Source organism: Planococcus sp. 1R117A (assembly GCF_051417975.1).
Classification (GTDB): Bacteria; Bacillota; Bacilli; order Bacillales_A; family Planococcaceae; genus Planococcus; species Planococcus shenhongbingii.
Window position 1 is genome coordinate 136,074 of record NZ_JBPRLO010000006.1, and the last position, 25,542, is coordinate 161,615.

Here is a 25,542-nt window from a genome sequence, read left to right on the forward strand (position 1 = left end):
TATTATTTTTCTGCTAATTTCTTTAAAACTACGTCCGCCAAACCGTCGATAAACAAAGGCTGGACGTTTGGCATTTCCGGGCGTCTGTAAGTCGCTCCGATTTCGTCGCATACTACTTTGCACTCGTAATCATTATCGAATAATACTTCTAAATGGTCAGCCACAAAGCCGACTGGCGTATAAACAAAAGAAGTATATCCTTTTTGGACAAATAATTCACGCGTCAAATCCTGGACATCCGGACCAATCCAAGGCTCTGGAGTTTGCCCGGCACTTTGCCAGCCGACTTCTACATTTTCGATTCCTGCAGCTTCTGATATCAATGCCGCGGTTTCTTTTAACTGCTCCGGATAAGGGTCGCCATTTGCAATGATTTTTTCCGGCAAAGAATGCGCGGAAACGATCAAGCAGGCTTTTTCCCGCTCTCCTTCAGACATTTCAGCGAAAGCCGCGCCTACTTTTTCGCTCCAGTATTGGATGAATTTCGGCTCTTGATACCAGCTTTCAACAGACGTTAAGGAGATTCCTGCTTTTTCTGCTGCTTCTGCAGCCCGGCCATTATATGATTTTACAGAGAATGTAGAGAAATGAGGTGCCAATACAATGGAAACCGCTTCTGTAATGCCGTCGCGCTGCATTGCTTCAACTCCGTCTTCTACAAACGGTTCAATGTGCTTCAAGCCAAGATAAACTTTAAAATCGATGTCATCTTGTACTTCATTCAAACGGCTGCAAAGTGCTTGCGCTTGATCTTGCGTAATTTTCGCAAGCGGCGAAAGCCCCCCGATTGCTTTATAGCGGCTGCGCAAATCTTCCAGGCTTTCCTCGCTTGGTTTGCGGCCATGTCGGATGTGCGTGTAATAACGTTCGATATCCGCTTCTTCATAAGGCGTACCATACGCCATTACCAATAATCCCATTGTCTTTTTCAATCTGATCACCTCAAAGGAAATTTGTCATTCAATTAATTGCGTGCTTTATGGGCAGCGCTGTATTCATGTACAAACGAAGTCAAACGCTTCAATGTATCAGGCTGCACTTCCGGGAATACCCCGTGACCAAGATTGAAAATGTAGCCATCTTGCTGCAAGCCCATATCCAAAATTGCTTTTGCCCGTTTTTCGATGATTGGCCAGTCTGCCAGCAAATAAGAAGGATCAAAGTTCCCTTGAAGGGTTTTCGTCAATCCCATAGCGCGTGCTTCTGAAATTGGCAAACGCCAGTCCAAGCCGACTATGTCCACTGGAAGGTCGTGCCATTCTTTTGCAAGGTGGGTTGCGCCAACGCCAAAGATGATAAGCGGTACGCCTTCTGTGCGAAGCTCAGCGAAAATGCGTTCCATTACCGGTTTGATGAATATGCGGTAATCTTCCACATTCAAAGCTCCTACCCATGAATCAAATATCTGAATAATTTTCGCACCCGCTTTGATTTGTGCTTTTACGTAAGGGATGATCGTATCAGCAAGCTTATCCATCAATAAAAACCACATTTCCGGCTGAGACACCATCATAGCTTTGGTTTTGTTATAGCTTTTCGATGGTCCTCCTTCGATCATATAGCTCGCAAGCGTAAATGGTGCCCCTGAAAAGCCGATCAGCGGAACATTCAATTGTTCCTTTGTCAGAATGCGGATTGTTTCCAGTACAAAATCCACATCTTTCTCAGGATTGATCTCGCCCAATCGTTCAATATCCGCCATTGTCCGGATCGGATTGTCGATAACAGGGCCAACACCCGATTTGATTTTCACATCTACACCAATCGCCGGCAATGGAGTTACGATGTCTTTATATAAAACAGCGGCATCCACATTGTATTGGTCGACAGGAAGCTTTGTCACATAAGCGCAAAGTTCCGGTTGATGTGTAATTTCTTCTAACGAGTATTTTTCTTTGATTTTTCGGTACTCCGGCTGAGAACGGCCAGCTTGCCTCATAAACCATACAGGTGTGTGATCGGCTTTTTCTCCACGCGCCGCCTTCAAAAATGTGTCATTAAATGCTGTCATTTTAATATTCATCCCTTCAGATCGTTTCATCTTATGCAGTCTATATCCGTATATACTATAGACTTTATGTTTTCTATTGTATAGATTCCTTAATCAAATGTCATAAATTAGACGCTTCTGCCTTCACCGGTTCGCCATTTTGTGTTTCAGCTAATGTTTTGAGGGAATCGTATATAGTAAAAGACTTGTTCAAGGAGGAATTTTGATGAATTTATATATGACCACAGGAACTTACGATTACATGAAGAAAATGCGTGAAAAACACCCCAATGAAACCATGGTATTAATGCAGGGGGAAAACACCACTTTGCTGCTCCACGAAACAGATGGCAAGACCATCTTTCAAACCCCTCGCCGCTACGAAGTCGTGGACGGTACAGGAACTTTTAAAGAAAAAGGCTTTTTTGTCTTCAATAATATCCCAGTGACGGATGAAGGCCGCCCGATTTTCGAGCACCGCTTTAAAAATCGTGCAGGAGCGATTGAGAACGAACCTGGCTATATCGCTTTCCGCGTCTTGCGCCCACGTGATTCGGATACGTATGTGGTTTTGACTGAATGGGAATCACCGGCATTCTTCGAGAAATGGAAAGAATCTCAAGCCTTTTCCAAAGCACATGCAAAACCTGCAGATAATGCGGGAGAAAAACGGCCGAATATTTTCTCTGGCGCTTCTTATATCACCACCTATAAAGCAAAACCGGAAGAGGAATAAGCTCTTCATTAATTGAAAGACTTGATGCCTTTGCAGCAAAGCGCCGTTATATGTGGAACATAGCTTGCTTCATAGTTTGCTATTCGAATCTCACACATTAAAAAAGAGCTAAATGCTCTTTTTTTTGTGCTATCATTTAAGTAACATTATTTTGACAATTGAAAGGGGTTTACAAAATGATTGAGAAAATTTATGAAGAATTAGATTCAAGCTATGAAGAAATGGTAGACATCCGCAGACATCTGCATATGCATCCGGAACCTTCTTTCAATGAAACTAAAACTGCTTATTACATCCGGCATTTTTATGAACAGCTTGGCGTAGAAGTAAAGCATGGGGTCGGTGGAAATGGAGTTGTCGCCACCATCCGGGGCAGTAAACCCGGAAAGACTGTCGCTTTGCGCGCTGACTTTGATGCACTTTCCATCCAAGACCAGAAAGATGTCCCTTATAAATCGACTGTTCCAGGCGTCATGCATGCTTGTGGCCATGATGGACATACAGCCACATTGCTCATACTCGGCAAAGTTTTGCATACTTTCCGCAAAGAACTCAGCGGCACTTATGTTCTGATTCATCAGCATGCAGAAGAACTGGCTCCAGGCGGTGCTAAATCAATGATCGAAGCGGGTGCGCTTGACGGCGTAGACGTTATTTTCGGCACCCACCTTTGGTCCACTACGCCTTTTGGCAGAATCGATTGCCGCGTAGGACCGATTATGGCTGCAGCAGATTCATTTGAAATAAAAATTCAAGGACGCGGCGGACATGGCGCCAACCCGCATGAAACAAAAGATGCTGTCGTCATCGGTTCTCAGCTCGTCACCAACTTGCAGCAACTCGTTTCCCGCCGTGTAGACCCACTGGAATCAGCTGTCCTTTCCGTTACATCCTTTGCCGCAAAGAACCCTTATAATATCATTGCTGACAATGCGGTACTTGGCGGTACCGTCCGTACCTTCACCGAACAGAATCGTGTATTAATGGAAAAAGAAATGCAGCGCGTCATCGAAGGCACCAGCATTGCAACTGACAGCTTGTATGAATTCAATTTTATGCGCGGTTACCCGGCTGTCGTGAATCACGAGAAAGAAACGATGTACTTAAAAGAGATTGCGGCAACCGTTCCAGGCGTCACCGAAGTTTTCAATTGCGCACCGAGCATGGGCGGAGAAGATTTCGCTTATTATTTGCAGCATGTGCCAGGAACCTTCTTCTTTACAGGTGCTATGCTGGATGGTGATGTTTACCCTCACCACCATCCTAAATTCGATTTTAAAGAAGAGGCGATGCTCGTAGCCGCTAAAACCTTGGCGGCTGCTGCATTAAATGCCCATGAATAAGAAAATCCCCCGCAATTCAATTTGCGGGGGATTTTCATTATTTCTTTTTCTTCGATACAGCCAGCGTTGCAGCTGAAACAATCAATACTGCTGCAAATGCAACAAGAGCCACCAGAGGAGCTCCAGCTATTAAAAGTACCGCAGCAATAAGAAGAGCCTGCAGCACTTGCATCACAATGACAAGTTTTCTGACTGCCCGTTCCCTGCTGAAATTTTTAAGCGGGAACAAATTATCCATCCGGAAATGCTGGGTTTGGTTTAAGCCCTGCCAAATTTGGATGGCTGATGCGAAAGCGAGCGCAGCCGAAAAGATCACGACAGCAATTGGAAACGGAATGAGCCAAGCTCCTGCCATCGCAATAACCGTCAGCCGCACCCATAGATAAAACAATTCATCAGAGCGGATGAACGTCCGCCATATTAAATAATAATGCGCATTTTCCGGCCCTCTCTTGATAAACCGGTAAACCCAATTTAGCCAAGCGCGCTCTTTAATCTTCCCTTTAATATGCGGGACATCGGTGAAATAATTGGCGAACTGATAGAAACGCAGCATCCGGTTTTCTTCCAGCGCGATAAAATGCTCGTAAGCGAACGGCTTTCCTGCCGCTTGCTGCTGTACCCATTTCCCATAAATGATGATGGCAAACAAAACCAGTATCGCAAACAGCATTTGTCCACTGACATAGAGATAAACAAAAACCAAGACCAAAGTGAAACGGACCAAGCGATCTATCCAAGCTTTGTCTCCAGCACGCGCTTTTCTGAATGCGAATTCCGTTTGGACATTCCACCATTTTAAAAGCAATACCAATATCGGAAACCCGATGAGCAGCGACGAAGGCAAGCCATACAGGGCGTTCACCATCGGCAAGGAAACGACAAAAGCAATCACCGGCAAGTACAGCTGGGAAAAGAACGACCATTTTAATGCCGGTTTTAAAAATTGGTCCAGTTTGCTTTCAAGCGGCAGAAAATAAACCATATCCGCTTCTTTCAATAATGTAGTCGGTGGACTGTATGCCAAAAGCAGTCCGAAAACGACCGCAAGCAGCCAGGCTCCCGGAAAATCAGGCGGCACGTTCTGCACCCATTCGCTATACGCATAGCCAGCCGCTCCGATAGCGAAAAGCAAGACGACAGCAATATGTCCGGTAAATACATATTTTAAATAATTCTGGACTTCAATGGTATATTTCTGAAGCCGTGTGGACCATACTTCATGCAAGTTCTTCATTGACAGCATCCTCAGTCATCGCAATATATAAATCATCCAACGAAGCATTCGGCATATTGAATGCTGACCGCAAGTCATTCATGGTGCCCATAGCGCGGATGCGCCCATTATGCAACAAAATAATTCGGTCGCAATAGCGTTCTGCCGTCGACAGAATATGAGTCGACATCAGTACCGATGCCCCTTTTTTCTTTTGCTGTTCCATCTGGTCAAGCAATGATTTGATGCCCAGTGGATCGAGCCCTACAAAAGGTTCATCGATAATATAAAGAGCCGGATTTACCAGAAAAGCGCTCATGATCATCACTTTTTGCCGCATCCCTTTAGAAAAGTGGGACGGGAACCATTTCAGCCGTTTTTCCATACGGAATTCCTTGAGCAATGCAGCTGACCGCTTTTCAAAAGCTGCCGAATCGATATTGTACGCCATGGCCGTCAGTTCTAAATGCTCCCTCAATGTTAATTCTTCGTAGAGAACCGGTGTTTCTGGAATATATGTAAACAAGGACCGGTAAGCATCCATGTCTTCTTCGAATGTTTTGCCGTTTAAGCGGATTTCTCCGGACTGTGGCTGCATTAAACCAATAATATGCTTGATAGTTGTACTTTTCCCTGCTCCGTTCAATCCGATCAAACCGACCAGTTCTCCTTTATTGATTGAAAACGTCACGTCTTGCAATACAGGCTTTCTTGTATAGCCGCCTGTCAAGGACTGGACTTCTAATATTGCCAATCTAAACACCTCTTTCTTTCAAACTATTGTATCAAAACTGGCCGCTGATTTCTTTTACCAACAATTAAATATGATAAACTGGAAAAAATGGAAAGGATGATGACAATGACCAATTGTATTTTCTGCAAGATTATTGCCGGCGATATCCCAAGCGTGAAAGTGTACGAAGACGAGCATGTTTATGCCTTCATGGATATCATGCCGCTTTCTAAAGGCCATACCCTGCTCATTCCGAAAACCCATCGGGCGTATATTTATGATTTGGCGCCTGAAGAAGCTGCTCATTTGTTTTCCGTAGCTCCTAAAATTGCCAGTGCCTTAAAAGAAACTTTCGGACTGGAAGGTATGAATCTATTGAATAACAATGGCGCCAAAGCGGGGCAAAGTGTGCATCATTTTCATCTGCACTTTATCCCCCGTTATGATCAGACCGACGGCTTTGGCGCGAAATGGATCACAAAAGAAAAAGAATATACTTCAGAGCGTATTCAGGAACTGGCTGAACAAGTAAAAGAAAAATTAGTTTCGAATACTTGATTTAATGCACTATACAGGATAAAATCAGAATAAGTTTTTTCGCCGGCGGCTATGAGGGCACGTCCGGGAAAAGAAAAATAGCGTAGAGCTGAGGAGAGATGAGAAAATGAATACGAAGAATTTAGTTTTAATGGCGTTGCTGGTCAGTGTAGGGGCTGCACTTTATGTGGTGATTCCCGGATTTAGCGGCGGGATGAAGCCAGACTTTATGTTAACGATGATGTTTATTGGAATCTTGCTTTTCCCTAATGTGAAGTCCGTGTTTTTACTGGCGGTTACCACGGGAGTTTTATCCGGATTGTTTTCAACATTTCCAGGCGGATTTTTACCGAACATCATTGATAAATTCATCACCGCATTCGTCTTTTTAGCCTTGGTCCTTATTATGAAAAAATTTGTTACCAAACTTCCAGTTGCTATTTTCTTATGCGGGCTCGGCACGGTATTGTCCGGTTCGATTTTCCTGTCAGCGGCGATTTTTGTCATCGGTGCAGAAATTCCTTTCGGCGCTTTGTTCCTAACCGTGGTATTGCCGGCTATCGTTTTGAACGCCGTTGCGTTTGCGATCATTTATCCGATCGTCATCAAACTTGTAAAACGCTCGAAATTTGAAACAGCCGTTACACAAACCGTATAAAATAGAAGCTTTTCGGCAGTAATATTGCCGAAAAGCTTTTTTTCATTGAATCCCTATTCATCTTTATGTTTTAATTAAGTGAAATAAAGGAAAAGAACGTTATAGGACGAAAGGGGCGTTTGGCTAATGAAAGCATCAACATTTTTTATAGGACTTGCTACAGGGCTTGCGGCAGGAGCTGCAGCTACATTATTTTCAACTCCTCAATCCGGGAAAGAGCTTAGAAGCTCAGTGAAAACGGCATCCACGGATTGGAAAGAGAAATTATCAGATGTAAAAGAAAAAGTGAATGGATTGAAAGAATCTGTTGCGAAACTATCAGATGAAGCGAAAACCACCGTTCCAGAGGCAACTGATGGATTAAAAGCGTCTATGCAGGAATGGCAGGAAAGCACCGCTCCAGCAAAAGAACATCTTCAACTTGAAATTTTGGCGATCCAAAATGCAATTGAAGCTCTGCAGAATTCCATCAGCAAAGATAAAAGTGACAAAAAAGATAGAAAAGATGATTGCGACAACGAATAAGCTGCCTTGTGCAGCTTTTTTGTTTTTTCCAGGCCTGCCGCAGCTTATTTCACCTCACATTGTTAGTTAAATTCAAACATTGTTGGTTTAATTATTATATTTTTAAATTTTTTTATTATTCACACTTCAATAAGGTTTGCTTTATTGCTATAATAAAGAAAAACATTTTGGGGGAAAGTTGGTGCTTTAATGAGCGATCGAAATTATACCTATAAAGAAGCCATGTTGTTTAGCCAGCGCATCGGCCAGCTGTCAAAAGCATTATGGAAAGCTGTCGAAAAAGATTGGCAGTTGTGGATAAAACCTTATGATTTAAATATTAATGAACATCATATTCTATGGATTTCCTATCATTTAAAAGGTGCTTCCATTTCCGATGTGGCAAAATTCGGAGTGATGCATGTGTCTACTGCGTTTAATTTTTCTAAAAAGCTGGAGGAACGTGAATTATTGGCTTTTTCGAAACGGGATACAGACAAACGCAATACATATGTAGAGTTGACTCCCAAAGGAGAGGCCTTAATGCAGGAAATGATTGAGAAGTATCATGATACCCCTCATGCCGTCATTGACGGCTCCATGCCTATAAGAGATTTATACGGTAAGTTCCCAGAATTCATGGATGTCATGGCTGTCATCCGCAACATCTACGGAGATGATTTCATGGAAATCTTTGAAGCGTCATTCAAAAATATTGAATCGAAGTTCAATGAAGAAAATCACATTATTGAAGCGGTTGAGAAATGATGAAAACGCTCTATAAAATTTAATGTTAATCTTTATTGCATTTCCTGCCAATTCGTTGTATTGTATGTAACGAATCAAAAGAGAAATTCACTTTTAGGAGATGCAAAATATGCACTGCTGGAAAACCATTAACGTAAAAAAACAATACGGGCTCGATCGTTTATATATGATGTCTGCGTTAATCGCATTGGGAGTTTTTATGAGCTTCTATGTGGTGCTGAACATCCTTTATTCCGATCCTTTGTCCGATCAAAACTTCTTATTATTCCTTGGTGCCATTCTTGCAATATATCCATTGCATAAAGTATGTCATTTCCTGCCGCTCATCGGCTGCCGCAAATGCATAAAATTGATTGTAAAAAAACAGCTTAAAGTATTTCCGATGATCTCGTTGCACATCAATGAACCTGTATCAAAAATGCGCTTTATCCTGACTCTCGCCTCCCCTTTCCTGCTCATCAATACGTCAATTGTCGTAATGAGTTTGCTGATGCCTGTCTACAGCCATTACTTTGCGATGCTGCTTGCCTATCACTGCGGGCTATGTTTGACTGATGTAGTTTATATGCGGAACTTGGCACATTCACCTAAAGATGCGTTAATCGAAGAAACCGATTCAGGTTTTGAAATTCTTGTTCCTGAACCGGTAGCCTAATCCTGTTTTTTCTTCCCGTCTTTGTTATACTAGAACCTAAAGTCAGAGGGGAGGAAACTCATGATTATCGCATTTGTAGTAATGTTCTCTGTGTTTTACTTGTTTCAGATCAATCGAATGACATTGGCACTTGTAACTTCACGGGAAATTCCTGAAGAAAACCACCAGAAAATTTTTCGTACAATCAATATATTGATTACCATTTTATTGGTATCGTTGTACGTTGGCGTAGAATTTACTCCTTAAGTTCATTTGCCTCGGGCATTTGAACTTTTTTTATCCCGTTTTAATGGTCATTAGCGGTGAACCCCTTCTATTGGCTGCATTCTCTCTTCAAAAAGAAACTTTTTGATTTTTTAAACGTTTATGTTATAGTAACAACTGGATTTAGATAGAAAGTTGGGAGCGAAAAAAATGAAAAAATCAATACTTACCTTGTCTTTGGCCGCGTCAGTTCTTGCGTTGGCTGCATGCAGCGACAGTGGATCAAGCGATGAAGTTATCGTAGAATCAAAAGTCGGGGATATTACACACGAAGATTTATATGAAGAAATGAAAACTTCTGTCGGAGATCAGGCACTTCAAATCTTAATGATTGAAAAAGTGCTTGCCGATAAATATGAAGTAACAGACGAAGAAATTGATGCTGAATTCAAAAGCAATAAAGAGCAAATGGGTGAAAGCTTCGAACAATTCCTAGCACAAAACAATCAAACCGAGGAAAGCTATAAAAAAGTGATCCGTTTGAATTTATTGCAGGAAAAAGCTTTGACAGATGGCGTTGAAGTAACGGATGAAGAAATTCAAGCGCAGTATGACCGCCAAGGCACTGAATTGAATGCCCGCCATATTCTAGTGGCAGATGAAGAAACAGCGAACAAAGTGAAAAAAGAATTGGATGCTGGCGGAGATTTTGCAGCCCTTGCTGAAGAGCACTCAACTGATACAGGTTCAGCAGCAAACGGCGGCAGCCTTGACTGGTTCGGTACAGGCGCAATGGTGCCTGAGTTCGAAGAAGCCGCATACGCATTAGAAGTGGATGAAATCAGTGAACCGGTTCAATCACAGCACGGCTTCCATATTATCCAGGTAACGGATAAACGCGAAGTTAAAGATCAGCCGAAATTGGAAGATCAGAAAGAGCAAATTCGTTCAGACCTGGCTATTGCAAAAGCAGATCAAACGACTTTAGTTCCTAAAATCGCTGAAATGATGAAAGAAGCGGATGTCGAGATCAAGGACGAAGATTTAAAAGGCGCCCTTGATGAAATCATCAACGCTGAAGCTGCACCAGCTCAATAAGCAATGGAAACCCCCTCGTTCTTTGGAACGTGGGGGTTTTTAGGCTGTCAAGAAACTCGTATGTTCTTCTGTCATTTCGCTCCAGGACGGAAGCTTTTCGCGGGGTGCGGCCTGAGCCTCCTCGCTCGCTGGCGCTCCCTCTGGGGTCTCAGGACTCGCACTGTTCCCGCAGAAAGCGAATTGGGCAAAAGTACTTTTGCACGATTCGTTTGCGACGAAGCTAGCGCAGCGATGCAGGAGCACATCTTTGCCCTTCGCCGCCTTCCGCTGCATTCAGCTTCCTTTTACCACTTTTAGAAACTATCTAAAAGTATGACTTGTTTGAGAAAGCTCTCTTTTGTTGTTTCCTGTTCTCTAGATATGGAGCCAAATAGCGGAGAAAACCGTACTGCTCCTGCGCAAGCTCGTCGCAAAGACTCAGCCTCGCAGGCGTCGGCTAATGTCTTGCCTGCGGGGCAGCGTAAGCGAGGAGACAGCCGAGACCCTGCTTTCCATGTCTCGAAGCTAGCGCAGCGATGCAGAGACAGAAACAGGAGCGTAAGCGACGAAGCGGCTTGGCGCTCGCCCGCGGCTGAAACCCTATGCTCCTGCAGCGCTGCGCGCTTCGTCGCAAAGACTTGGCCTCACAACCCTCGGCCACAAAACAGGTGCTCCTGCGCAAGCTCGTTTCAAAGCGGCTGCAGTGGTTGGGTTGCTTCAAGCAATATAAAAAAGACCATAGACAGCTCGAATCTTTCGAGTTTGTCTACAGTCTGGAACTCCCGTTCTTTGCAGCGGGAGTTTTTCTATTCAATAGTAGGTTTATAAAATGACCGGTTATCCAACGGGAATAAGCGCTCCGTGAATTCGCCTGGCTTGGCTTTGTCCAGTGCCCGATCGAGCATCATCATCTTCGCATCGATATTGTCTATATAATGGAGGATTTCCGCTTCTTTGATCATCGGCTTTTTCGGGCTTCCCCACTCTTCTTTTCCATGGTGGGACAAAACCATATGCTGAAGCAAAAGCACTTCTTCTCCATCTATATCCAACTCTTCTGCCGTTTTAGAGATTTCCGTGACCATAATGGAGATATGGCCAAGCAAGTTCCCTTCAAGTGTGTAGGTCGTGGCAATCGGACCTGACAATTCAAATACTTTTCCGACATCATGAAGGATGATGCCTGAATACAGCAAGTCCTTATTTAATGACGGGTAAATCTCGTATAGCGCTTTGCCGATTTTCAGCATAGACACTACATGGTCAGCGAGCCCAGAGACATAATCATGATGGTTTCTGGTTGCTGCCGGGAACGTCAAGAATTGCTGCTGGTATTTTTTCAAAATATGGCGGGTGATCCGCTGAATATGCGGGTTTTCCATTTGAAATAAATACTGCATAATTTCTTCAAACAACTGGTCTGTCGTTTTATCTGAAGAAGGAAGCAAATCGGCAATCGATTGATTTTCTTCCGGTTTAGCCGGGCGGATGCTTTTGATGCGCAGTTGGTTCTTCCCGCGGTAATTATGGATTTCTCCTCCCACCCTGACAATTGTTTCAGCGGCGAATAGTTTTTCATGTTCGTCTTTGGTGTCCCATAATTTCGCTTCGATATCTCCGCTCTTATCTTGAAGTACAAGTGACATAAACGGATTACCGGTTGTCGTGACGCCTTTTACTGACTGCTTGATCAGCAAAAATTCATCAACCGTTTCTCCAACTGCACGCTGGGTGATTCCTTTTATCATATTCGAACACTCCTCTCGATAGTAGCCACGTCAATTACTGAAGCATTCGGCCAAGCTTCCGGCATTGCTTCATGACAAGTAAAATAGATGAATTGATGGTTCGCTTGCAGCTCTGTTATTAAGTTTATCATTTGCTGCAGCCGGCTGCGATCAAAATGAACAAAGGCGTCATCCATGATCAACGGAAAAGGATGGCTTGACTGCATGGACACGGCCAATGACAACCGCAGCGATATATATGCCTGCTCTTTTGTCGCTTGACTCAGTTCGGCAATGTGAAAACGCATGCCATCACTGCGGACCGCTTCAAAAAATCCTTGCGGGTTCATTTCCAGTCCGTTATAGGCGCCTGAAGTCAGCTTCTTGAAATAGGATTGTGCTGAAGTTATCACCGCCGGCAATTTCTTTTCTTTCAGCTCTTCCATCGTTTGTTTAATTGCAGCGATGATTGCTTTATCGATGGACCAGCGTCTTGCAAGTTCAGCCAATTCTTCTTTTTTCTCTTCAAACTGTTGCAATTTATCTTCGTACGCTTCATCTTCTAAAAGTGATTTCGTCGTTTGCCGTTTTTCTGCTTGTTCTGCCAGCAGCATATTGCGCTCTTCTTTTAACTTCTGCAAAGCGGCTTCACTCTCCGCCACATGGCTTTCTGCGTTTGTATGATCCAAACCATCCGGGACCACAAAATCGCCAAAGGCTTTAAGCTGAGACTCGATCGGTGCCAGCTCTCTTTCCAACTCAGCTTTTCTCTCCCACTCATCACAGAAACGATAAAATTCTTCAACTGTTTGCGCACCGGCTTCTGTTAATAAATGCTGCTGCTCTTTTTGGATTTGCTCCGATAAAGCAGACAATTGCTCTAGGTTTTCCTGTAATCCCGCATTCTTTTCCTGCTCTTTAATATGTTCTTCAAGTTTCTGCTTGCGAAGATTCAATTCTGACCGTAAGACAGCATATAGATTCTCCGCAGTCAGTGGCTTGCCATATATTTCTGAAGCTTGCTCCAGCCACTCCTGAAGCTGCTGTAAAAGAACTGCAACCTCTTCGTTTATCCGCTGCGCTCTTGAATGAAATGCATGGGCTTGACGCAGATTTTCAAACAAACTTAACACCGTGTTTCGGCTGGTACCCGGATTGAGACCGAGTTGCTGAAGAAAAGTACCATACGCTTCTTTTGCCGTCTGAGTTGCTGCTTCTCCAGATAAATCCGCAACTCTTCCTTTAGCTGTATCCACGTTTTCAAGCAAATTGTCCAGTTTGCGGTCAAATCGATCCAATTTTTGCATCAATGCTTCAAGCTCGGCTTCTTTTCCAAAGTAGCGCTCCAATAATTTCGTGTATTCTTTTGACAGGCTTTCGGGTTTTTTGTTCGTTAAACCGAACCAGATTCCCCCTGCAGCTGCCAGTATGCCAAGAGCCGCCATTAGAACGTTCGTCTGCACAAGGCCTGCAGTGATCCCAAGGATTCCAAGAGCCATAAGCAAATAGAACAAAGTCGGCGAATTGCCTGATTGCTGCAGTTGTTGGGCCGCTTTAGCCTGGGCTAGTTTTGGCTGGGCAGCCATCCACTCTTCTGCCAGCTCCCGTTCTTCTTCTGTTGGTTCTGCACTTAAGAAATACTTTAGCTCTTTTTCTGCTTCTGCCAATTTGTTCTTCTCTTCTGCCAATTTTCTGTCCCGATAACGCTTTTCTTCTTCTTCTAAATCCGCTTTTTTAATATGCTCGAGAAGCAGTTCTTCTTGGCTTAAAGAAACATCCGCCTGAAGGGCATCTTCCTCAGTCATCCCGATTAAAGCAAGAATTCTTTGCTGTTCATCAACCAGTTTTAAGGCCTCTTCTTTTTTCTGGCGCAACACTGAGCGCAGCTGAAGCCATTCTGATTCTCTGGCAAGCATTTGCTCGAGCTCTTCCGTATCCGCTGGACCTTCAGTCCGTCCCGCCATCCCTGTCATTTCTTTTTCTGTGTAGTCCACTTTAGCCTTCACTTCTGACAGTCGATCTGACAAACGATCCATCCGCCGCCTGCCATCTGATGGAAAATCGAAAATGGCTATTTCATTGATTTCTCTTTCCAGACTGTCTTTTTTGTCCATCAGCGGTGCCGCTTGCTGCCATTTTTCCAGTGATTTCAATTGCCCGCTGAACTTCTTCTCTACATCATTCATTTCATGCAGGCGCTGTTCAATGGCTTGGAGCCGGCTTAAGTACGGTCCGTATAATTCTGTGCGGGACCTGTATTCTTTTAACTCGCTTTCAATTTTTTTCAATTCTTCGATGATCTGATTGATCTCCGGATTGCGCCCTGACTTTTTAAAAACCGCTGCCATTTCTTTTTCTAAACGGCTTTCCAGTTTTGTAATGGCGTCCACACCCGTTGTCCCGGAAGCGAGCAAAGTCCGGCTCAGCTCATTTTCTGTCATGCGTTCAAGCCCTTGCAGCTCATGGATGGAAAATGAAAAAATGGATTCATATGAAGCTCTGTCATAATCACGCAGAATCATTTTCAATTCCGCATCTGCTCCGCGGGTCCCATCTTCAAAATAAACGGTCACATCCCCGGCGGATTTGCCTTTTACCCGTTCTATAATCACGCGTCCAAAAACATCATCATTGATATGTAGCTGACCGCCATACTTGCCGCCCGACTTAGGCTCATAGCGCTGCATATTCTGATTGCGGGTAGGATAACCAAATAAGGTCTGGATGATAAACTGTTGGATTGTTGTTTTCCCTGCTTCGTTTACTCCATAAAAAATGGACATTTCGGGGTCAACTGTGATTGTCCGGTCTTGGTGCTTGCCGAATCCGTAGATGACTAATTTCTCGATTTTCATCTGCTCACTCCTCCATTTGCATGCCAAGACGGATTTTTTGCGCTGCTGCTGCCCGAATTTCAGCCGTTGCTGAAGAATTTAACGGCTCTAAAAAACGGCTGCCTTTGGGATGCCGGTATAAATCTTTCAGCACATCTTTCCACTCATGCAGCTGCCAGCTTTCCATTGCCTTCATAATTTCTTCGCCAAGCGGTGTCAGTTCAGCATCGGCAAGCGTGTCATCAAAAGAAACGGCTTGCGCCCAAACAAATTCATCCAGCAATCCGAAAGATTCACGGATCGTGTCCATCAGTTCTTCTCCAGACGGTTCCTTTAACATTTCCGTTGCTTCCTGGTCCATATTGCTGAATTTCAATTCAACTATGCCAGAGCCGAAACGTTCGGCAAACTTTTGGGCTTCTGATACACAGGCCTCAAGCAATTCGTTCATATGCATCAAACCGCTGCAATCGATATTGATCGTATCAAACTGAATGACAGAGGATGGAATAAAGGACAGCTGCGAAGTTCCGCCTGAAATGCGTACATCATAAAACCCTTTTTTGCCGTTTTCGTTCCGGTGCCGGCCTTGCAGGTTGCCCGGATAAACGATTGGCGGATCCATATGCAATTCCTGTCGGACATGAATATGGCCGAGCGCCCAATAATCATAATTCTTACTGAGCAATTGCTGTTTTGTAAACGGAGCATACACTGCATGGGAAGTTTCTCCTTCCATGCTGCCATGGAGCATGCCAATATATACCGCATCCTTTTCTTCAGCAGGCGGATAATAATCGATCATCGGCTCTTTTACATGGCGTTGCCCATAACTGAATCCGGTAATGACTACATCTCCATTTCGGGTTGCCAAGTGGAATTGGGAAACGGACTCGCCAAAAACATGCACATTTTCCGGCAGTTCAAAACGCGTCCATTTGCCACTCAAATGATCATGGTTGCCATGGCTTAGTACCACTGGGATATCAGCATCAAAAAGCCGTTGCATCCCCTGCTGAAAGCGGTGCTGCGACCGGATGCTGCGATCTTCCCCGTCATAAACATCCCCGGCAATCAACAAAAAATCCGGCTGCTCTTCTACCGCGTAATCGATCAGCCGGTCAAACGCATCCAATGTACTGTCTTTCAGCTTTTTCCACTGATCTTTCTGCAAACCTCTCATGCCGGAAAATGGACTGCCTAAATGCAAATCTGCCGTATGAAAAAATCGAATTTCCTGCATAATTAAACTCCTTCGAAAACCGAATATTTGTTCTTATTTTAACATGATAATGAACGAAAAAAAACTGTTTGCAGAAAACTTCCTGCAAACAGTAGAGGTGTTATTTATTTTCACCCAAACGAATCGCTTTGCGGATATCTTTCAATGATTGCGAAGAGCCGTACATTAACACGCCACCGCGGTAAACCCTTGCTCCGAACCACCCTAAAATGCCGATTGTTATGAGCATGATGGCGATTGACAGAAGTGGTTCCCATAGCGGAATATCCAGCATTCCGACGCGCAAGAACATCACGAGAGGCGCAAAAAATGGAATATAAGAGGATATCGTGACAAACTTCGCTTCTGGAACTGAAATTCCTGAAAAGGCGATAAATGAAGCGATTATGATTAAAAACATCATTGGCAGCATCAATTGCTGGACATCTTCGGTCCGGCTGACCAGTGAACCGAGCAATGCCGCAAGAACAGCGTATAAGAAGTAGCCCAGCAAGAAAAATAGGACTGCAAATAAGAAAGTGCTGATTTTCACATCTGAAAAACCAAAAACACTGAATGCACCTTCTGAAAGATTAGTGCCAGCCGTTTTAATAGCAGTAAAACCGGCCAATCCAAATACCAGCATCTGCAAAATTCCAAGGGTCCCAATTCCAGCAATTTTGGCAAACATATGCTTGACCGGCGAAACGCTGGATATCAAAATCTCCATCACACGCGAAGACTTTTCGGTGGCCACTTCCATCGCAATCATATTCGGATAGTAAATGACCGCTACGTAAATAATCATGATCAATATATACACGAGTCCTCTAGCCTGGCTCAATTCTTCTTGTGATTTGGAGGATTCTGAAATAGCTTCCCGCTCAAATGATGCCGGCAGAAACAATTGACTGACTTCATTGTTATCGAGACCCATGGTTTCAGCTGTCACGGCTGTTTGAAGAGACTGTACGGCTTGTTCGATGTCTGCGCCGCTGCCCATTTCATTCGCAGATTCCGACACATAGCGGGCTGATAACTGGCCATCTTGTTCCAATACCAAATATGCCTCAATAGTTCCTTCGCTGACCCCTTCTTTTAATTGCTGTTCCGTCAAATCAGTTGGCATGGCCTGTGTGTCACTATTGGCCATCTCAAGCTGTCGCTGCAGGACCGGCACGAGTTCACCAGAATCGTCAATCACAGGAAGGACATTTGCCTTTTCATCATTGCCTTGAAAGGCTTCAATGATATTTGATAAATTCGCCAGCAGGAAAAATGCAGCACATACGACAACAGTTGTAATAATGAAGGATTTTGTTTTCGCCTTCGTCAGAAAAGCCTGTTTAAAAATAATCCAGAAACTATGCATAAGCTTTTCCCACCTTCGCGATAAATATTTCCTCTAAAGAAGGCTCTTCAATGGCAAAATGGCGAAGTGCGCCAAGCTTCATCGCTTCTTCTAAAAGATGCTGGGCTGTGGCTTCATCCGTTATCTGGAATAAAGCTCCGTCATGGGTTTTAGTGAAGTTTTCCACACCACTTATGCCGCTTAACTCAGAAAGGTCCTGATCCATTTTAATCCGGACGTTCTGTTTGCCAAACGATCGCTTCACTTGGCGAATAGAGCCGCCAACAACAATTTTCCCTCTGTCCAAAATGCTCATGTCATCACACAATTCTTCCACATGGTCCATGCGATGACTGGAAAAAACGATGGTCGCGCCTTGTTTTTGAAAATCCAAAATCGCGCTTTTCAGCATCTCCACATTTACAGGGTCAAGTCCGGAAAAAGGTTCATCCAATATCAGCAAAGATGGTTTATGTAATAAAGAAGCGATCAGCTGAATTTTCTGCTGGTTTCCTTTTGACAGCTCCTCCACTTTTTTGGATGCATAATGCGGAACCTCAAAACGCTCCAGCCATTTATGGACTTCCCGTTTTGCTTCTGCGCTTGGCATATTGCGCAATTGAGCCAAATAAACCAACTGGTCCTCCACCTTCATTTTCGGGTACAATCCCCGTTCTTCCGGCAAATAGCCAATTTCCGGGCTTTCAGCATATGTAATAGGTTTCCCATTCCAGTGGATCGTTCCCGCCGTTGGATTCAAGAGTCCAAGAATCATTCGGAAAGTAGTGGTTTTTCCGGCTCCATTGGCACCCAAGAACCCATGCATCTGTCCTTGCTCAACCGATAAAGACAGATTATCGACTGCAGTAAAATCACCGAATTTTTTTGTTGCATGTTCCACTATCAAAGCCACGTCTATTCCTCCTTTCACTAGTTATTATACGAGACAACTGTCAAAATGTTTCAAAAGTGGAGGACTTTTTAAAGGAAACCCGATATACTTAAACTGAATAAGCATTCAGAAGGAGTTGTGTTTCATGAGAACCTATAAACTGACCGCATATGAGCAAACCGGCAAGTTAATAATAGAAGAAACATTCACAGCTGAAAACGACGAACAAGCAAAAGACAAAGGGCAAGCTATCCTGGAAGAAAAAGATCTTGTTAACCAGACCCACCGCCTCGCTTCACCTGCAGGCAAACTCTTGTTGTTTCATTCATAAGAAAAAAGCATGGCAAAGCGCCATGCTTTTTCTCATTTCCCTTGAAACTCTGGTTTGCGCTTTTCTACAAAAGCCTGTATGCCTTCCAGATGGTCGGCGCTTTTGCGCATCTGGGATTGTGCCGCCGCTTCCATTTCCAGCACCTGCTCCAGTTCTTTAACTTTCAATTGATGCAGGATATGCTTGGAAGCGAGCCGGGCTTTAACAGGGGATTGCAGTACTTGTTCCGCATAGTTTTCAGCGTGCTCTAGTGCCAGGCCTTCAGCAGTCACTTCATCAATCAATCCTTTTGCCAGTGAGTCATGTGCTTTCAAAATCTGTCCAGACCAAATCAGCTGTTTTGCTTTCGGCACACCTATGCGCTCTTTCATAAAGAAATGGCCGCCTCCATCAGGCACGAGGCCAATGCCAATAAAGTTCATCGCCAATTTGCTGTTTTCTTCTGCAATGATGTAATCGCAGGCAAGCGCCATGCTGAAACCGAGACCTGCAGAAGCGCCGTGGATCGCTGCCACTGTGATTTGCGGCAAGGTATAAAGTGATTTGGCCAGCCGTGTCACTTCTTTCATGACTACATCAATATCCATCGGATGTTCAGGATCCATCATTTCTTTGATGTCCCCGCCTGCTGAAAATGCTCTTCCGTCCCCGTGGATAATCAGCACTTGCAGCGTGCTTTCCGCCAATAGCGATTCAAAGCATTCCGCCAGTTCCGCCATCATTTTTCCATTCATCGCGTTCATCGATTGAGGTCGGTTCAGCTTTAAATAGCCAATGCGCCCTTGTTTTGTCAGTTCAATTGTTTCAAACATACAAAAAGACACCCTTTCGCAAAAATGAATTGTCATTCATCTTACGTATTCGGTGTCTTCTTGTTAAAATCCTTTATTTAACGGAAATTACATTGATTCGTATAGTGACTGAACCGGCTTGATCAAAACGCGGTTTACTTCATCGATAATTTGGCTTAAGCCCATTTCGGCTTCAAGCATTGCCAAAATTTTCGGATCTGCCTGTGCTGCTTGAGCTGTCGCTTGAGCGCTGACCATTTCTTCTTCAGTAATTTCTTCGCCTTGCGCTTGCTTTTGCTGAAGCGTAATTTGCAGGTCACGGAAGTTTTTGAACAATTGGCTCGATTCGCTGTCCGCTGATACAGCTTCCACCGCTTGCTTCAATTTGCTGAATTCCTCTGTGCTGCGGAACGTGCTTTCAAGTTTGTTGATATCATCATAAATATTGACTGTCATCATCATTCTCCTCTACATTGTATTCATGGCTAAGCTAAAGAGTCCTTGGAATATCCCAATAAAACCTCCAAGCAAAAAGCCGAGTGCAGTAATCATTTTTAATTCCCTTTGTGAAATTCCCAGAACCAATTCTTCCAGGCGGCTTAATGGCAGAGAATCTACCTGCTCTTTTACCATGCTTTGAATGTCTATCTTCTGCAAGGCATCTTCCAATTTCACTTCCCCTTGCTCGAAAACAAAATCCGTCAGCAGCGGGATAAAGTTTGCACTTGTCCATTCTAACCCTGTCGGCCAAGTCTCTGCAAGTGTTCGGTCCATGCGGCCTTCCACATTGGCAATCTCGTGCACATATTGTTTAACGGCATCAAGCGCCGGATCAAAATCAAATTCTTTCAGTAATTCATCCGCACGTCGGTCCTGAAGTTTTTCCCATTCTCCATAAGCTAAGGTAATTATTAACTCAAATGTTTTCGGCGAGTTAAGAAATTTGATGATTTCGGGCTGAATCCGGTCGACAATCGGTTTCGATTCGCCCAATAGGGAATGGAGCATATGTCCGAAACGGCCGCGTGATTCCAGAAATTCATCAAAAAATGTTTTCACCGTTTGGCGTCCTTCAATCGAAGCGAAATAATCCGATCCTTGGTCGATGCCATACTTCACCCCGTGAATCATTTTTTGTTCTGTTTCTTCTTTCCAGTTCTCCGGAAGCAGCTCTCCAATTGTCTTGCCTTCAATATAATCACGCAATCCCAATGCTTGGCGGTCAACCAATTCGTCCAGTTTTAATCCAATCCGGACATCGATGTTTTTTTGGCCGGCAATCTCCAGCCAGTCATTTATGGTCCGTGGCGATTCGAAAACATGAGCTTTCAGTTGTTTATAAATCCACGCTTCCATTCTTTGACGCATTTCTTCATTAAAAAAGCGCTTTTTAAAGGTTTCTGGTGTCAGCAAATGCTGGACAATGGTGCGCCCTAATTGCGTCGATAGTTCATCACGCCGCTTAGGGATCAAGCCAGGAGTAAATGGCAGCCGCCAGCTGCCGATATAGATGGCCTTATAAGGGCGGAAAAGCATTTTGATGGCAATGAAATTTGTGACGCCTCCAATCAAAGCGCCGATGACTGCCATAAAAACGATTGTTATTATACTGTTCACTATCTTCACTCATTTCTTTTTTCATCTTTGTCAATCACATAGAATCCGCTTATAATGGAGTTGAATGATAAGGAGGATTTGTATGCTGCAGCATTTTAAGTTTAAACCGATGTTTGAAAATTCCCAGCTGCCCGGCTGGAACATATCCTTTTTTTATAAAAATGAACGGATAAATGGAGAATACCATCCTGACGGCAGCATTGTCTGGCTGTCCAAACAACCCGAGGATGAAGAAAGTGTTAAAAAAATGATACATGAGCTGATGCTCTTTCATGTATACGATTGAAGCGCCGGAAAGTTCCGGCGTTTTTTATTTACCGCTTTATTATTATATGTAAGGAAACAGGATTTTAACAGTATTTGCATTTAGCTTTGGAACAGGACGGTCTTTTTAAAAAGCTTCTTGTCTGTATACTCCTTCAATTCCAAAAGCCGCCCTTTGATTTGGCTGAAGTTTCCATGGTATATCCCCCTCTTTTCCTCTCTTCGATACGGCCTTAAAAGAACTTAGTAATTATCCAATCAATAAAAAAGGAATGCCCTTTACCCAACGTGCTGGGTATGGGACATTCCGGACTGGATTTGATACATCTGGTAATACTGGCCGCCAAGTTTCATCAACTCATCATGGGAGCCCGCTTCTGCGATTTCCCCGCGGTCGAGCACTAAAATGCGGTCTGCGTTTTTGATGGTCGACAGGCGGTGGGCGATAATGAAAGTAGTACGCCCTTTTTTCAGCACTTCCATCGCGTGCTGAATAATTTCTTCCGTTTCAGTATCGATATTTGATGTCGCTTCATCCAAAATCAGAATAGCCGGGTCAAATGCCAAAGCCCGGGCAAAAGACACCAATTGGCGCTGTCCGGAAGATAAAGTACTGCCTTTTTCCACTACAGGCTCATCAATGCCGCCAGGTAAATGCTTCAGCACACGGTCTCCTCCAACGGCAGCAAGCGCATCCTCCACCATTTTGCGGGTAATCCGTTGATCGCCAAGCGAGATATTCGACTCGATTGTGCCTGTAAACAGATACGGATCTTGCAATACGATGCCCATATGTTCACGGACCGACTGGCGGGACATGCCCGCAATGTCGGTTCCATCGATGGTGATCCGTCCTTTGGTAGCATCATAAAAGCGGAACAGCAAGTTCATGATGGAACTTTTCCCCGAACCTGTATGGCCAACCAATGCGATTGTTTCGCCTTGTTTCGCTTCAAAAGAAATATCCTTTAAGACATACTCTTCTTTTTCATAAGCAAACCAAACATTTTCAAAACGGACATTCCCTCTGTAGCGAGCCACTTTTTCGTCATTTACCGGTTCGCCGCTTCGGTCAAGCAAGCGGAAAACCCGCTCCGCTGCAACGAGTGCTTGTTCCAGCTTGGCAAACTGGTTGACAATGCCGCTTATTGGATTGAATAAGCGGATAATGTAATCGACAAAGGCATAAAGCACACCCACTGTTACAGCCGAATTTGCCGTAATGGCATTTGTTCCGAAATACCAGATAAACAACACAAAAACCAATGAACGCAGCACGCCGACCATATTATAGGAAGCGGTTGCCTCCAAAATGAGCAGCTTCTGCTGGAATTTGTAATGCTTATTATTCATTTCTTCAAATTCTTCTTTCATCTGCTTTTCACGGCGGAACGCCTGAATGATTGTCATTCCTTGAATGGATTCATTGATCATGGCGTTCATATCACTCAACTTTTCGCGGACAACATGATTATATTTAGCCGCGAATTTCCGGTATATGAGCATCCAGCCGTAAAGAAGAGGAACCAGCACCAGCATCATCGCTGCCAATTGCCAGTTCAGATAAAACATCGCTATATAAATACCGGCCATATACATAAAGCTTGTGGCAAATTGCGACAGCACCGTAACGAACAATTCACGAATCGCTTCCGTATCGTTTGTAATGCGGGATACTACCTTTCCGGCAGGCAAGCTGTCGAAATAACGGATTGGCAATGTCTGTACATGTTTATAGACATCATTGCGCATTTTTTGGATGATGCGGTTTGCCCCTTTCTGCAAGTATAAATACTCCAAAAAGCGGAATACTGCCGCTACCACTCCAAGCCCTAAGTAAATAGCCAATAAATACGCGATCGGCTCAAAGTTTAATGCGCCGCCGGCCGGTGCGATGTGGTTGTCGATGATTTCCTTGGCCACAAGCGGGGCAGCCAAGTCAGCTGCCACTGTAATGGCTAAAAGCACCAATCCCCAGATTAATACCCCTTTAAAATGCATGGCGTATTGGAGTAATCGTTTTCCTGTCCCCATGCTTACACCTCCTCGATCTGCTGGCGGAGGAATTGTTCACTGTACCAACCTTTTGTTTTCAGCAAATCTTCATGTGTTCCTTCTTCGATGACTTTGCCGTCATCCAGTACTACAATCCAGTCGGCGTGCTGAACTGCTGACAGCCGATGAGTCGTAATAATTGTTGTTTTTCCAGAACGCTCTGCCTGGATGTTCTCAATGATCTTTGCTTCTGTTTTCGCATCCACGGCAGAAAGTGAATCATCCAGAATAAGAATTTCCGGATTTTTGATCAATGCCCGTGCAATGGATATCCGCTGTTTTTGGCCGCCGGATAAAGCGACGCCTTTTTCTCCCACTAAAGTCTCTAAACCATTCGGCAGCATCTCTAAATCTTTTTCGAAATGTGAAAGCCGGATCGCTTCTTGGATATCTTCTTCGGTGGCATCCGATTTTCCAAATAAAATATTGGCCCGGATTGTACGGGAAAACAGCACATGGTCCTGCGGTACATAACCAATCCAACTGCGCAGCTGATCTTTTGTTAAATCGCTCAATTCAACGCCATTCATCATGACAGACCCTTCGCCGATCGGATATTCTCTCAATAATTGCTTCACGAAAGTCGTTTTGCCACTGCCTGTCTTTCCGACAATGCCCAGTGTTTGGCCGCTGTTCATCGAGAGATTGATGCCTTGCAGATTGATGGAGCTCGATTGTGGATAAGTGAAACTGAAATCCCGGAAGCCGATATGGCTTGGTTTATCGATGAATTCCGGATTTGACGGATCTTTTACATCTTCCTGATAATCGAGTGTTTCGTTCACCCGGTCCACTGACGCATTGCCCCGCTGCAGAATGTTAATCATTTCACCGATAGCAAACATCGGCCAGACAATCATTCCGAGATAAACGTTAAAGGCAACCAAATCGCCCAATGACATGGTGCCTTCCGCTACGAGAACGGCACCGTAACCCAAACCGATCATATAGCTAATGGTGGTCAGCACTTTTGTGACCGGCATAAATAAGGCGTCAATGCGCTCAACTGCCATGTTTTTTTCGTACACATCATTTGTCATATCCGAGAACTCTTTCTCAGACGCCCGCTCCTGTACGTATGCCCGGATTACCCGGACACCCCCCACAGATTCCAACACGCTATCGTTCATTCCACCGAAAGCATCTTGGGCTGCTGTATAGCGCACATGAATTTTCTTGCCGAGTATTTGAACAACAATCGCAAGAATCGGCAATGGGATGAGTGCAAAAAACGTCAACTCCCATGACACCAAATAGCCCATGGCGACAATGATTGTCGCCATATACAAGGTAGAGTCGACCAACGTCAAAATCCCAAATCCGGCAGTCTCGGAAATGGCCCGCAGATCATTTGTTGCCCGTGCCATTAAATCACCGGTCCGATTTTTTTCATAAAAGGTCGGCGTCATTTTCAAAAACTGCCCCATCAAGCTTGAGCGGAGCTGGCGTTCAATCACATACGCCCCTCCAAACAGCTGATATTGCCAGACAAAGTTAATCAAATAAGCCAATACCAGCGAGATAACAAGAACGGCAATATATTGCCAAAGTAACTGGCTTGTCAGTTCCTGCTGGGCAATCGAATCGATTGCGATACCAATAAGCCAAGGCGGAACAATTTCAATGACATTCGCTACCATCAATAAGCCGACCGCAATGGTATAGCGAAGCCAATTTTCTTTAAAAAACCATCTTAATTTCCATAACACACTAAACATCAGTTACTCCTTCTTTCTGTTCCAATTTCTGCTAATCGCCTTCCAACGATTCCTTGATCATAATTTTCAGTTGCCGAAGTCGTTTCATCTTCATTCTCCCCTTTAGTTTTTTATATTTGAACAGCCCAGGGCTGGACAAAACACGTTAAAAGTTTTGCCAATAAAAAAACACGCACCTATTTTCTAGGCGCGTGCGCATGAAAAAAGGACTGGTATTCAGACCAGTCCCATATATTTTCGCTTCCGAAATAAATTCAAAGGCAAAAAAACGGATGGTCTGACAACAATATAGAGTTAGGCAACAATGCAATTGTTATTT

General features: G+C 44.1%; 25 protein-coding genes. 11 read left to right on the forward strand and 14 right to left on the reverse strand.

Annotated features, from left to right (window positions below; genetic code table 11):
- Positions 1-2: 2 nt before the first annotated feature.
- Entirely contained in the window at positions 3-920 is a 918-nt protein-coding gene (gene hemH, locus ACSFXN_RS16985; protein WP_437151403.1) for a ferrochelatase, read from the reverse strand.
- 44 nt (positions 921-964) lie between these two features.
- On the reverse strand, positions 965-2,011 hold the full coding sequence (gene hemE / locus ACSFXN_RS16990) for a uroporphyrinogen decarboxylase (protein ID WP_437151318.1): 1,047 nt from the start codon (positions 2,009-2,011) through the stop codon (positions 965-967).
- Between the two features lie 205 nt (positions 2,012-2,216).
- Between hemE and ACSFXN_RS16995 the strand changes: the two genes are divergently transcribed.
- Positions 2,217-2,726 carry an antibiotic biosynthesis monooxygenase family protein gene (locus ACSFXN_RS16995; protein ID WP_437151319.1) on the forward strand — a complete coding sequence of 170 codons (510 nt, stop codon included), beginning with the start codon at positions 2,217-2,219 and terminating at the stop codon, positions 2,724-2,726.
- A 176-nt stretch (positions 2,727-2,902) separates the two neighbouring features.
- Positions 2,903-4,069 (forward strand): amidohydrolase, encoded by a 1,167-nt coding sequence (locus ACSFXN_RS17000; protein ID WP_437151321.1) that lies wholly within the window; start codon positions 2,903-2,905, stop codon positions 4,067-4,069.
- A gap of 37 nt (positions 4,070-4,106) precedes the next feature.
- On the opposite strand, the gene ACSFXN_RS17005 is transcribed toward ACSFXN_RS17000, so the two are convergent.
- Positions 4,107-5,306: an ABC transporter permease gene (locus ACSFXN_RS17005; RefSeq protein WP_437151323.1), complete on the reverse strand. Its 1,200-nt coding sequence runs from the start codon at positions 5,304-5,306 to the stop codon at positions 4,107-4,109.
- Positions 5,290-6,039 carry an ABC transporter ATP-binding protein gene (locus tag ACSFXN_RS17010; protein WP_300991999.1) on the reverse strand — a complete coding sequence of 250 codons (750 nt, stop codon included), beginning with the start codon at positions 6,037-6,039 and terminating at the stop codon, positions 5,290-5,292. Before ACSFXN_RS17010 ends, ACSFXN_RS17005 begins: the two co-directional genes overlap by 17 nt.
- 105 nt (positions 6,040-6,144) lie before the next feature.
- Here ACSFXN_RS17010 and ACSFXN_RS17015 point away from each other — a divergent pair, with 105 nt between their 5' ends.
- The 7 genes from ACSFXN_RS17015 to ACSFXN_RS17045 all read left to right on the forward strand — a co-directional run bounded on the left by ACSFXN_RS17015 (position 6,145) and on the right by ACSFXN_RS17045 (position 10,442).
- Positions 6,145-6,576: an HIT family protein gene (locus tag ACSFXN_RS17015; protein ID WP_437151325.1), complete on the forward strand. Its 432-nt coding sequence runs from the start codon at positions 6,145-6,147 to the stop codon at positions 6,574-6,576.
- Between the two features lie 106 nt (positions 6,577-6,682).
- The gene (locus ACSFXN_RS17020; protein ID WP_437151327.1) at positions 6,683-7,213 is read left to right on the forward strand and encodes a tryptophan transporter; all 531 of its coding nucleotides are present in this window, start codon (positions 6,683-6,685) and stop codon (positions 7,211-7,213) included.
- 126 nt (positions 7,214-7,339) lie between these two features.
- Positions 7,340-7,738 carry a YtxH domain-containing protein gene (locus tag ACSFXN_RS17025; RefSeq protein WP_437151329.1) on the forward strand — a complete coding sequence of 133 codons (399 nt, stop codon included), beginning with the start codon at positions 7,340-7,342 and terminating at the stop codon, positions 7,736-7,738.
- A 189-nt stretch (positions 7,739-7,927) separates the two neighbouring features.
- On the forward strand, positions 7,928-8,485 hold the full coding sequence (locus ACSFXN_RS17030) for an HTH-type transcriptional regulator Hpr (RefSeq protein ID WP_300991995.1): 558 nt from the start codon (positions 7,928-7,930) through the stop codon (positions 8,483-8,485).
- Positions 8,486-8,594: 109 nt separating this feature from the next.
- A complete protein-coding gene (locus tag ACSFXN_RS17035; RefSeq protein WP_300991994.1) occupies positions 8,595-9,140 on the forward strand; it encodes a DUF3267 domain-containing protein in 546 nt (181 codons plus the stop codon).
- 60 nt (positions 9,141-9,200) lie between these two features.
- Positions 9,201-9,386 (forward strand): hypothetical protein, encoded by a 186-nt coding sequence (locus tag ACSFXN_RS17040; RefSeq protein WP_300991993.1) that lies wholly within the window; start codon positions 9,201-9,203, stop codon positions 9,384-9,386.
- A 168-nt stretch (positions 9,387-9,554) separates the two neighbouring features.
- Entirely contained in the window at positions 9,555-10,442 is an 888-nt protein-coding gene (locus ACSFXN_RS17045) for a peptidylprolyl isomerase (RefSeq protein WP_437151331.1), read from the forward strand.
- Positions 10,443-11,227: 785 nt separating this feature from the next.
- On the opposite strand, the gene yhaM is transcribed toward ACSFXN_RS17045, so the two are convergent.
- From yhaM to ACSFXN_RS17070, 5 genes are all read right to left on the reverse strand, one after another.
- A complete protein-coding gene (gene yhaM / locus ACSFXN_RS17050) occupies positions 11,228-12,166 on the reverse strand; it encodes a 3'-5' exoribonuclease YhaM (RefSeq protein WP_300993315.1) in 939 nt (312 codons plus the stop codon).
- Positions 12,166-15,003 (reverse strand): AAA family ATPase, encoded by a 2,838-nt coding sequence (locus ACSFXN_RS17055; protein WP_437151332.1) that lies wholly within the window; start codon positions 15,001-15,003, stop codon positions 12,166-12,168. Before ACSFXN_RS17055 ends, yhaM begins: the two co-directional genes overlap by 1 nt.
- A gap of 4 nt (positions 15,004-15,007) precedes the next feature.
- Positions 15,008-16,225, reverse strand: coding sequence for a metallophosphoesterase family protein (locus ACSFXN_RS17060; protein ID WP_437151333.1), 1,218 nt, complete (start codon positions 16,223-16,225; stop codon positions 15,008-15,010).
- Between the two features lie 100 nt (positions 16,226-16,325).
- Positions 16,326-17,576 (reverse strand): ABC transporter permease, encoded by a 1,251-nt coding sequence (locus tag ACSFXN_RS17065; protein WP_437151335.1) that lies wholly within the window; start codon positions 17,574-17,576, stop codon positions 16,326-16,328.
- On the reverse strand, positions 17,569-18,468 hold the full coding sequence (locus ACSFXN_RS17070; protein WP_437151336.1) for an ABC transporter ATP-binding protein: 900 nt from the start codon (positions 18,466-18,468) through the stop codon (positions 17,569-17,571). Before ACSFXN_RS17070 ends, ACSFXN_RS17065 begins: the two co-directional genes overlap by 8 nt.
- A gap of 124 nt (positions 18,469-18,592) precedes the next feature.
- Here ACSFXN_RS17070 and ACSFXN_RS17075 point away from each other — a divergent pair, with 124 nt between their 5' ends.
- The gene (locus ACSFXN_RS17075; protein WP_301857580.1) at positions 18,593-18,778 is read left to right on the forward strand and encodes a YhzD family protein; all 186 of its coding nucleotides are present in this window, start codon (positions 18,593-18,595) and stop codon (positions 18,776-18,778) included.
- 32 nt (positions 18,779-18,810) lie between these two features.
- Here ACSFXN_RS17075 and ACSFXN_RS17080 read toward each other — a convergent pair whose 3' ends face one another.
- The 3 genes from ACSFXN_RS17080 to ACSFXN_RS17090 form a co-directional block, all read right to left on the reverse strand.
- Positions 18,811-19,590, reverse strand: coding sequence for an enoyl-CoA hydratase (locus ACSFXN_RS17080; RefSeq protein WP_437151337.1), 780 nt, complete (start codon positions 19,588-19,590; stop codon positions 18,811-18,813).
- Positions 19,591-19,677: 87 nt separating this feature from the next.
- Entirely contained in the window at positions 19,678-20,025 is a 348-nt protein-coding gene (locus ACSFXN_RS17085) for a YlbF family regulator (protein WP_300993313.1), read from the reverse strand.
- A gap of 12 nt (positions 20,026-20,037) precedes the next feature.
- Positions 20,038-21,186, reverse strand: coding sequence for a DUF445 domain-containing protein (locus ACSFXN_RS17090; RefSeq protein WP_437151338.1), 1,149 nt, complete (start codon positions 21,184-21,186; stop codon positions 20,038-20,040).
- Between the two features lie 82 nt (positions 21,187-21,268).
- On the opposite strand from ACSFXN_RS17090, the gene ACSFXN_RS17095 reads away from it, so the two are divergent.
- A complete protein-coding gene (locus tag ACSFXN_RS17095; RefSeq protein WP_437151340.1) occupies positions 21,269-21,472 on the forward strand; it encodes a YheE family protein in 204 nt (67 codons plus the stop codon).
- 257 nt (positions 21,473-21,729) lie between these two features.
- Here the strand turns inward: ACSFXN_RS17095 and ACSFXN_RS17100 are convergent, their stop codons facing one another.
- Together ACSFXN_RS17100 and ACSFXN_RS17105 are read right to left on the reverse strand one after the other, a co-directional pair.
- Entirely contained in the window at positions 21,730-23,484 is a 1,755-nt protein-coding gene (locus ACSFXN_RS17100; protein WP_437151342.1) for an ABC transporter ATP-binding protein, read from the reverse strand.
- Positions 23,485-23,486: 2 nt separating this feature from the next.
- Positions 23,487-25,223 (reverse strand): ABC transporter ATP-binding protein, encoded by a 1,737-nt coding sequence (locus tag ACSFXN_RS17105; protein ID WP_437151344.1) that lies wholly within the window; start codon positions 25,221-25,223, stop codon positions 23,487-23,489.
- Between the last annotated feature and the right edge of the window lie 319 nt (positions 25,224-25,542).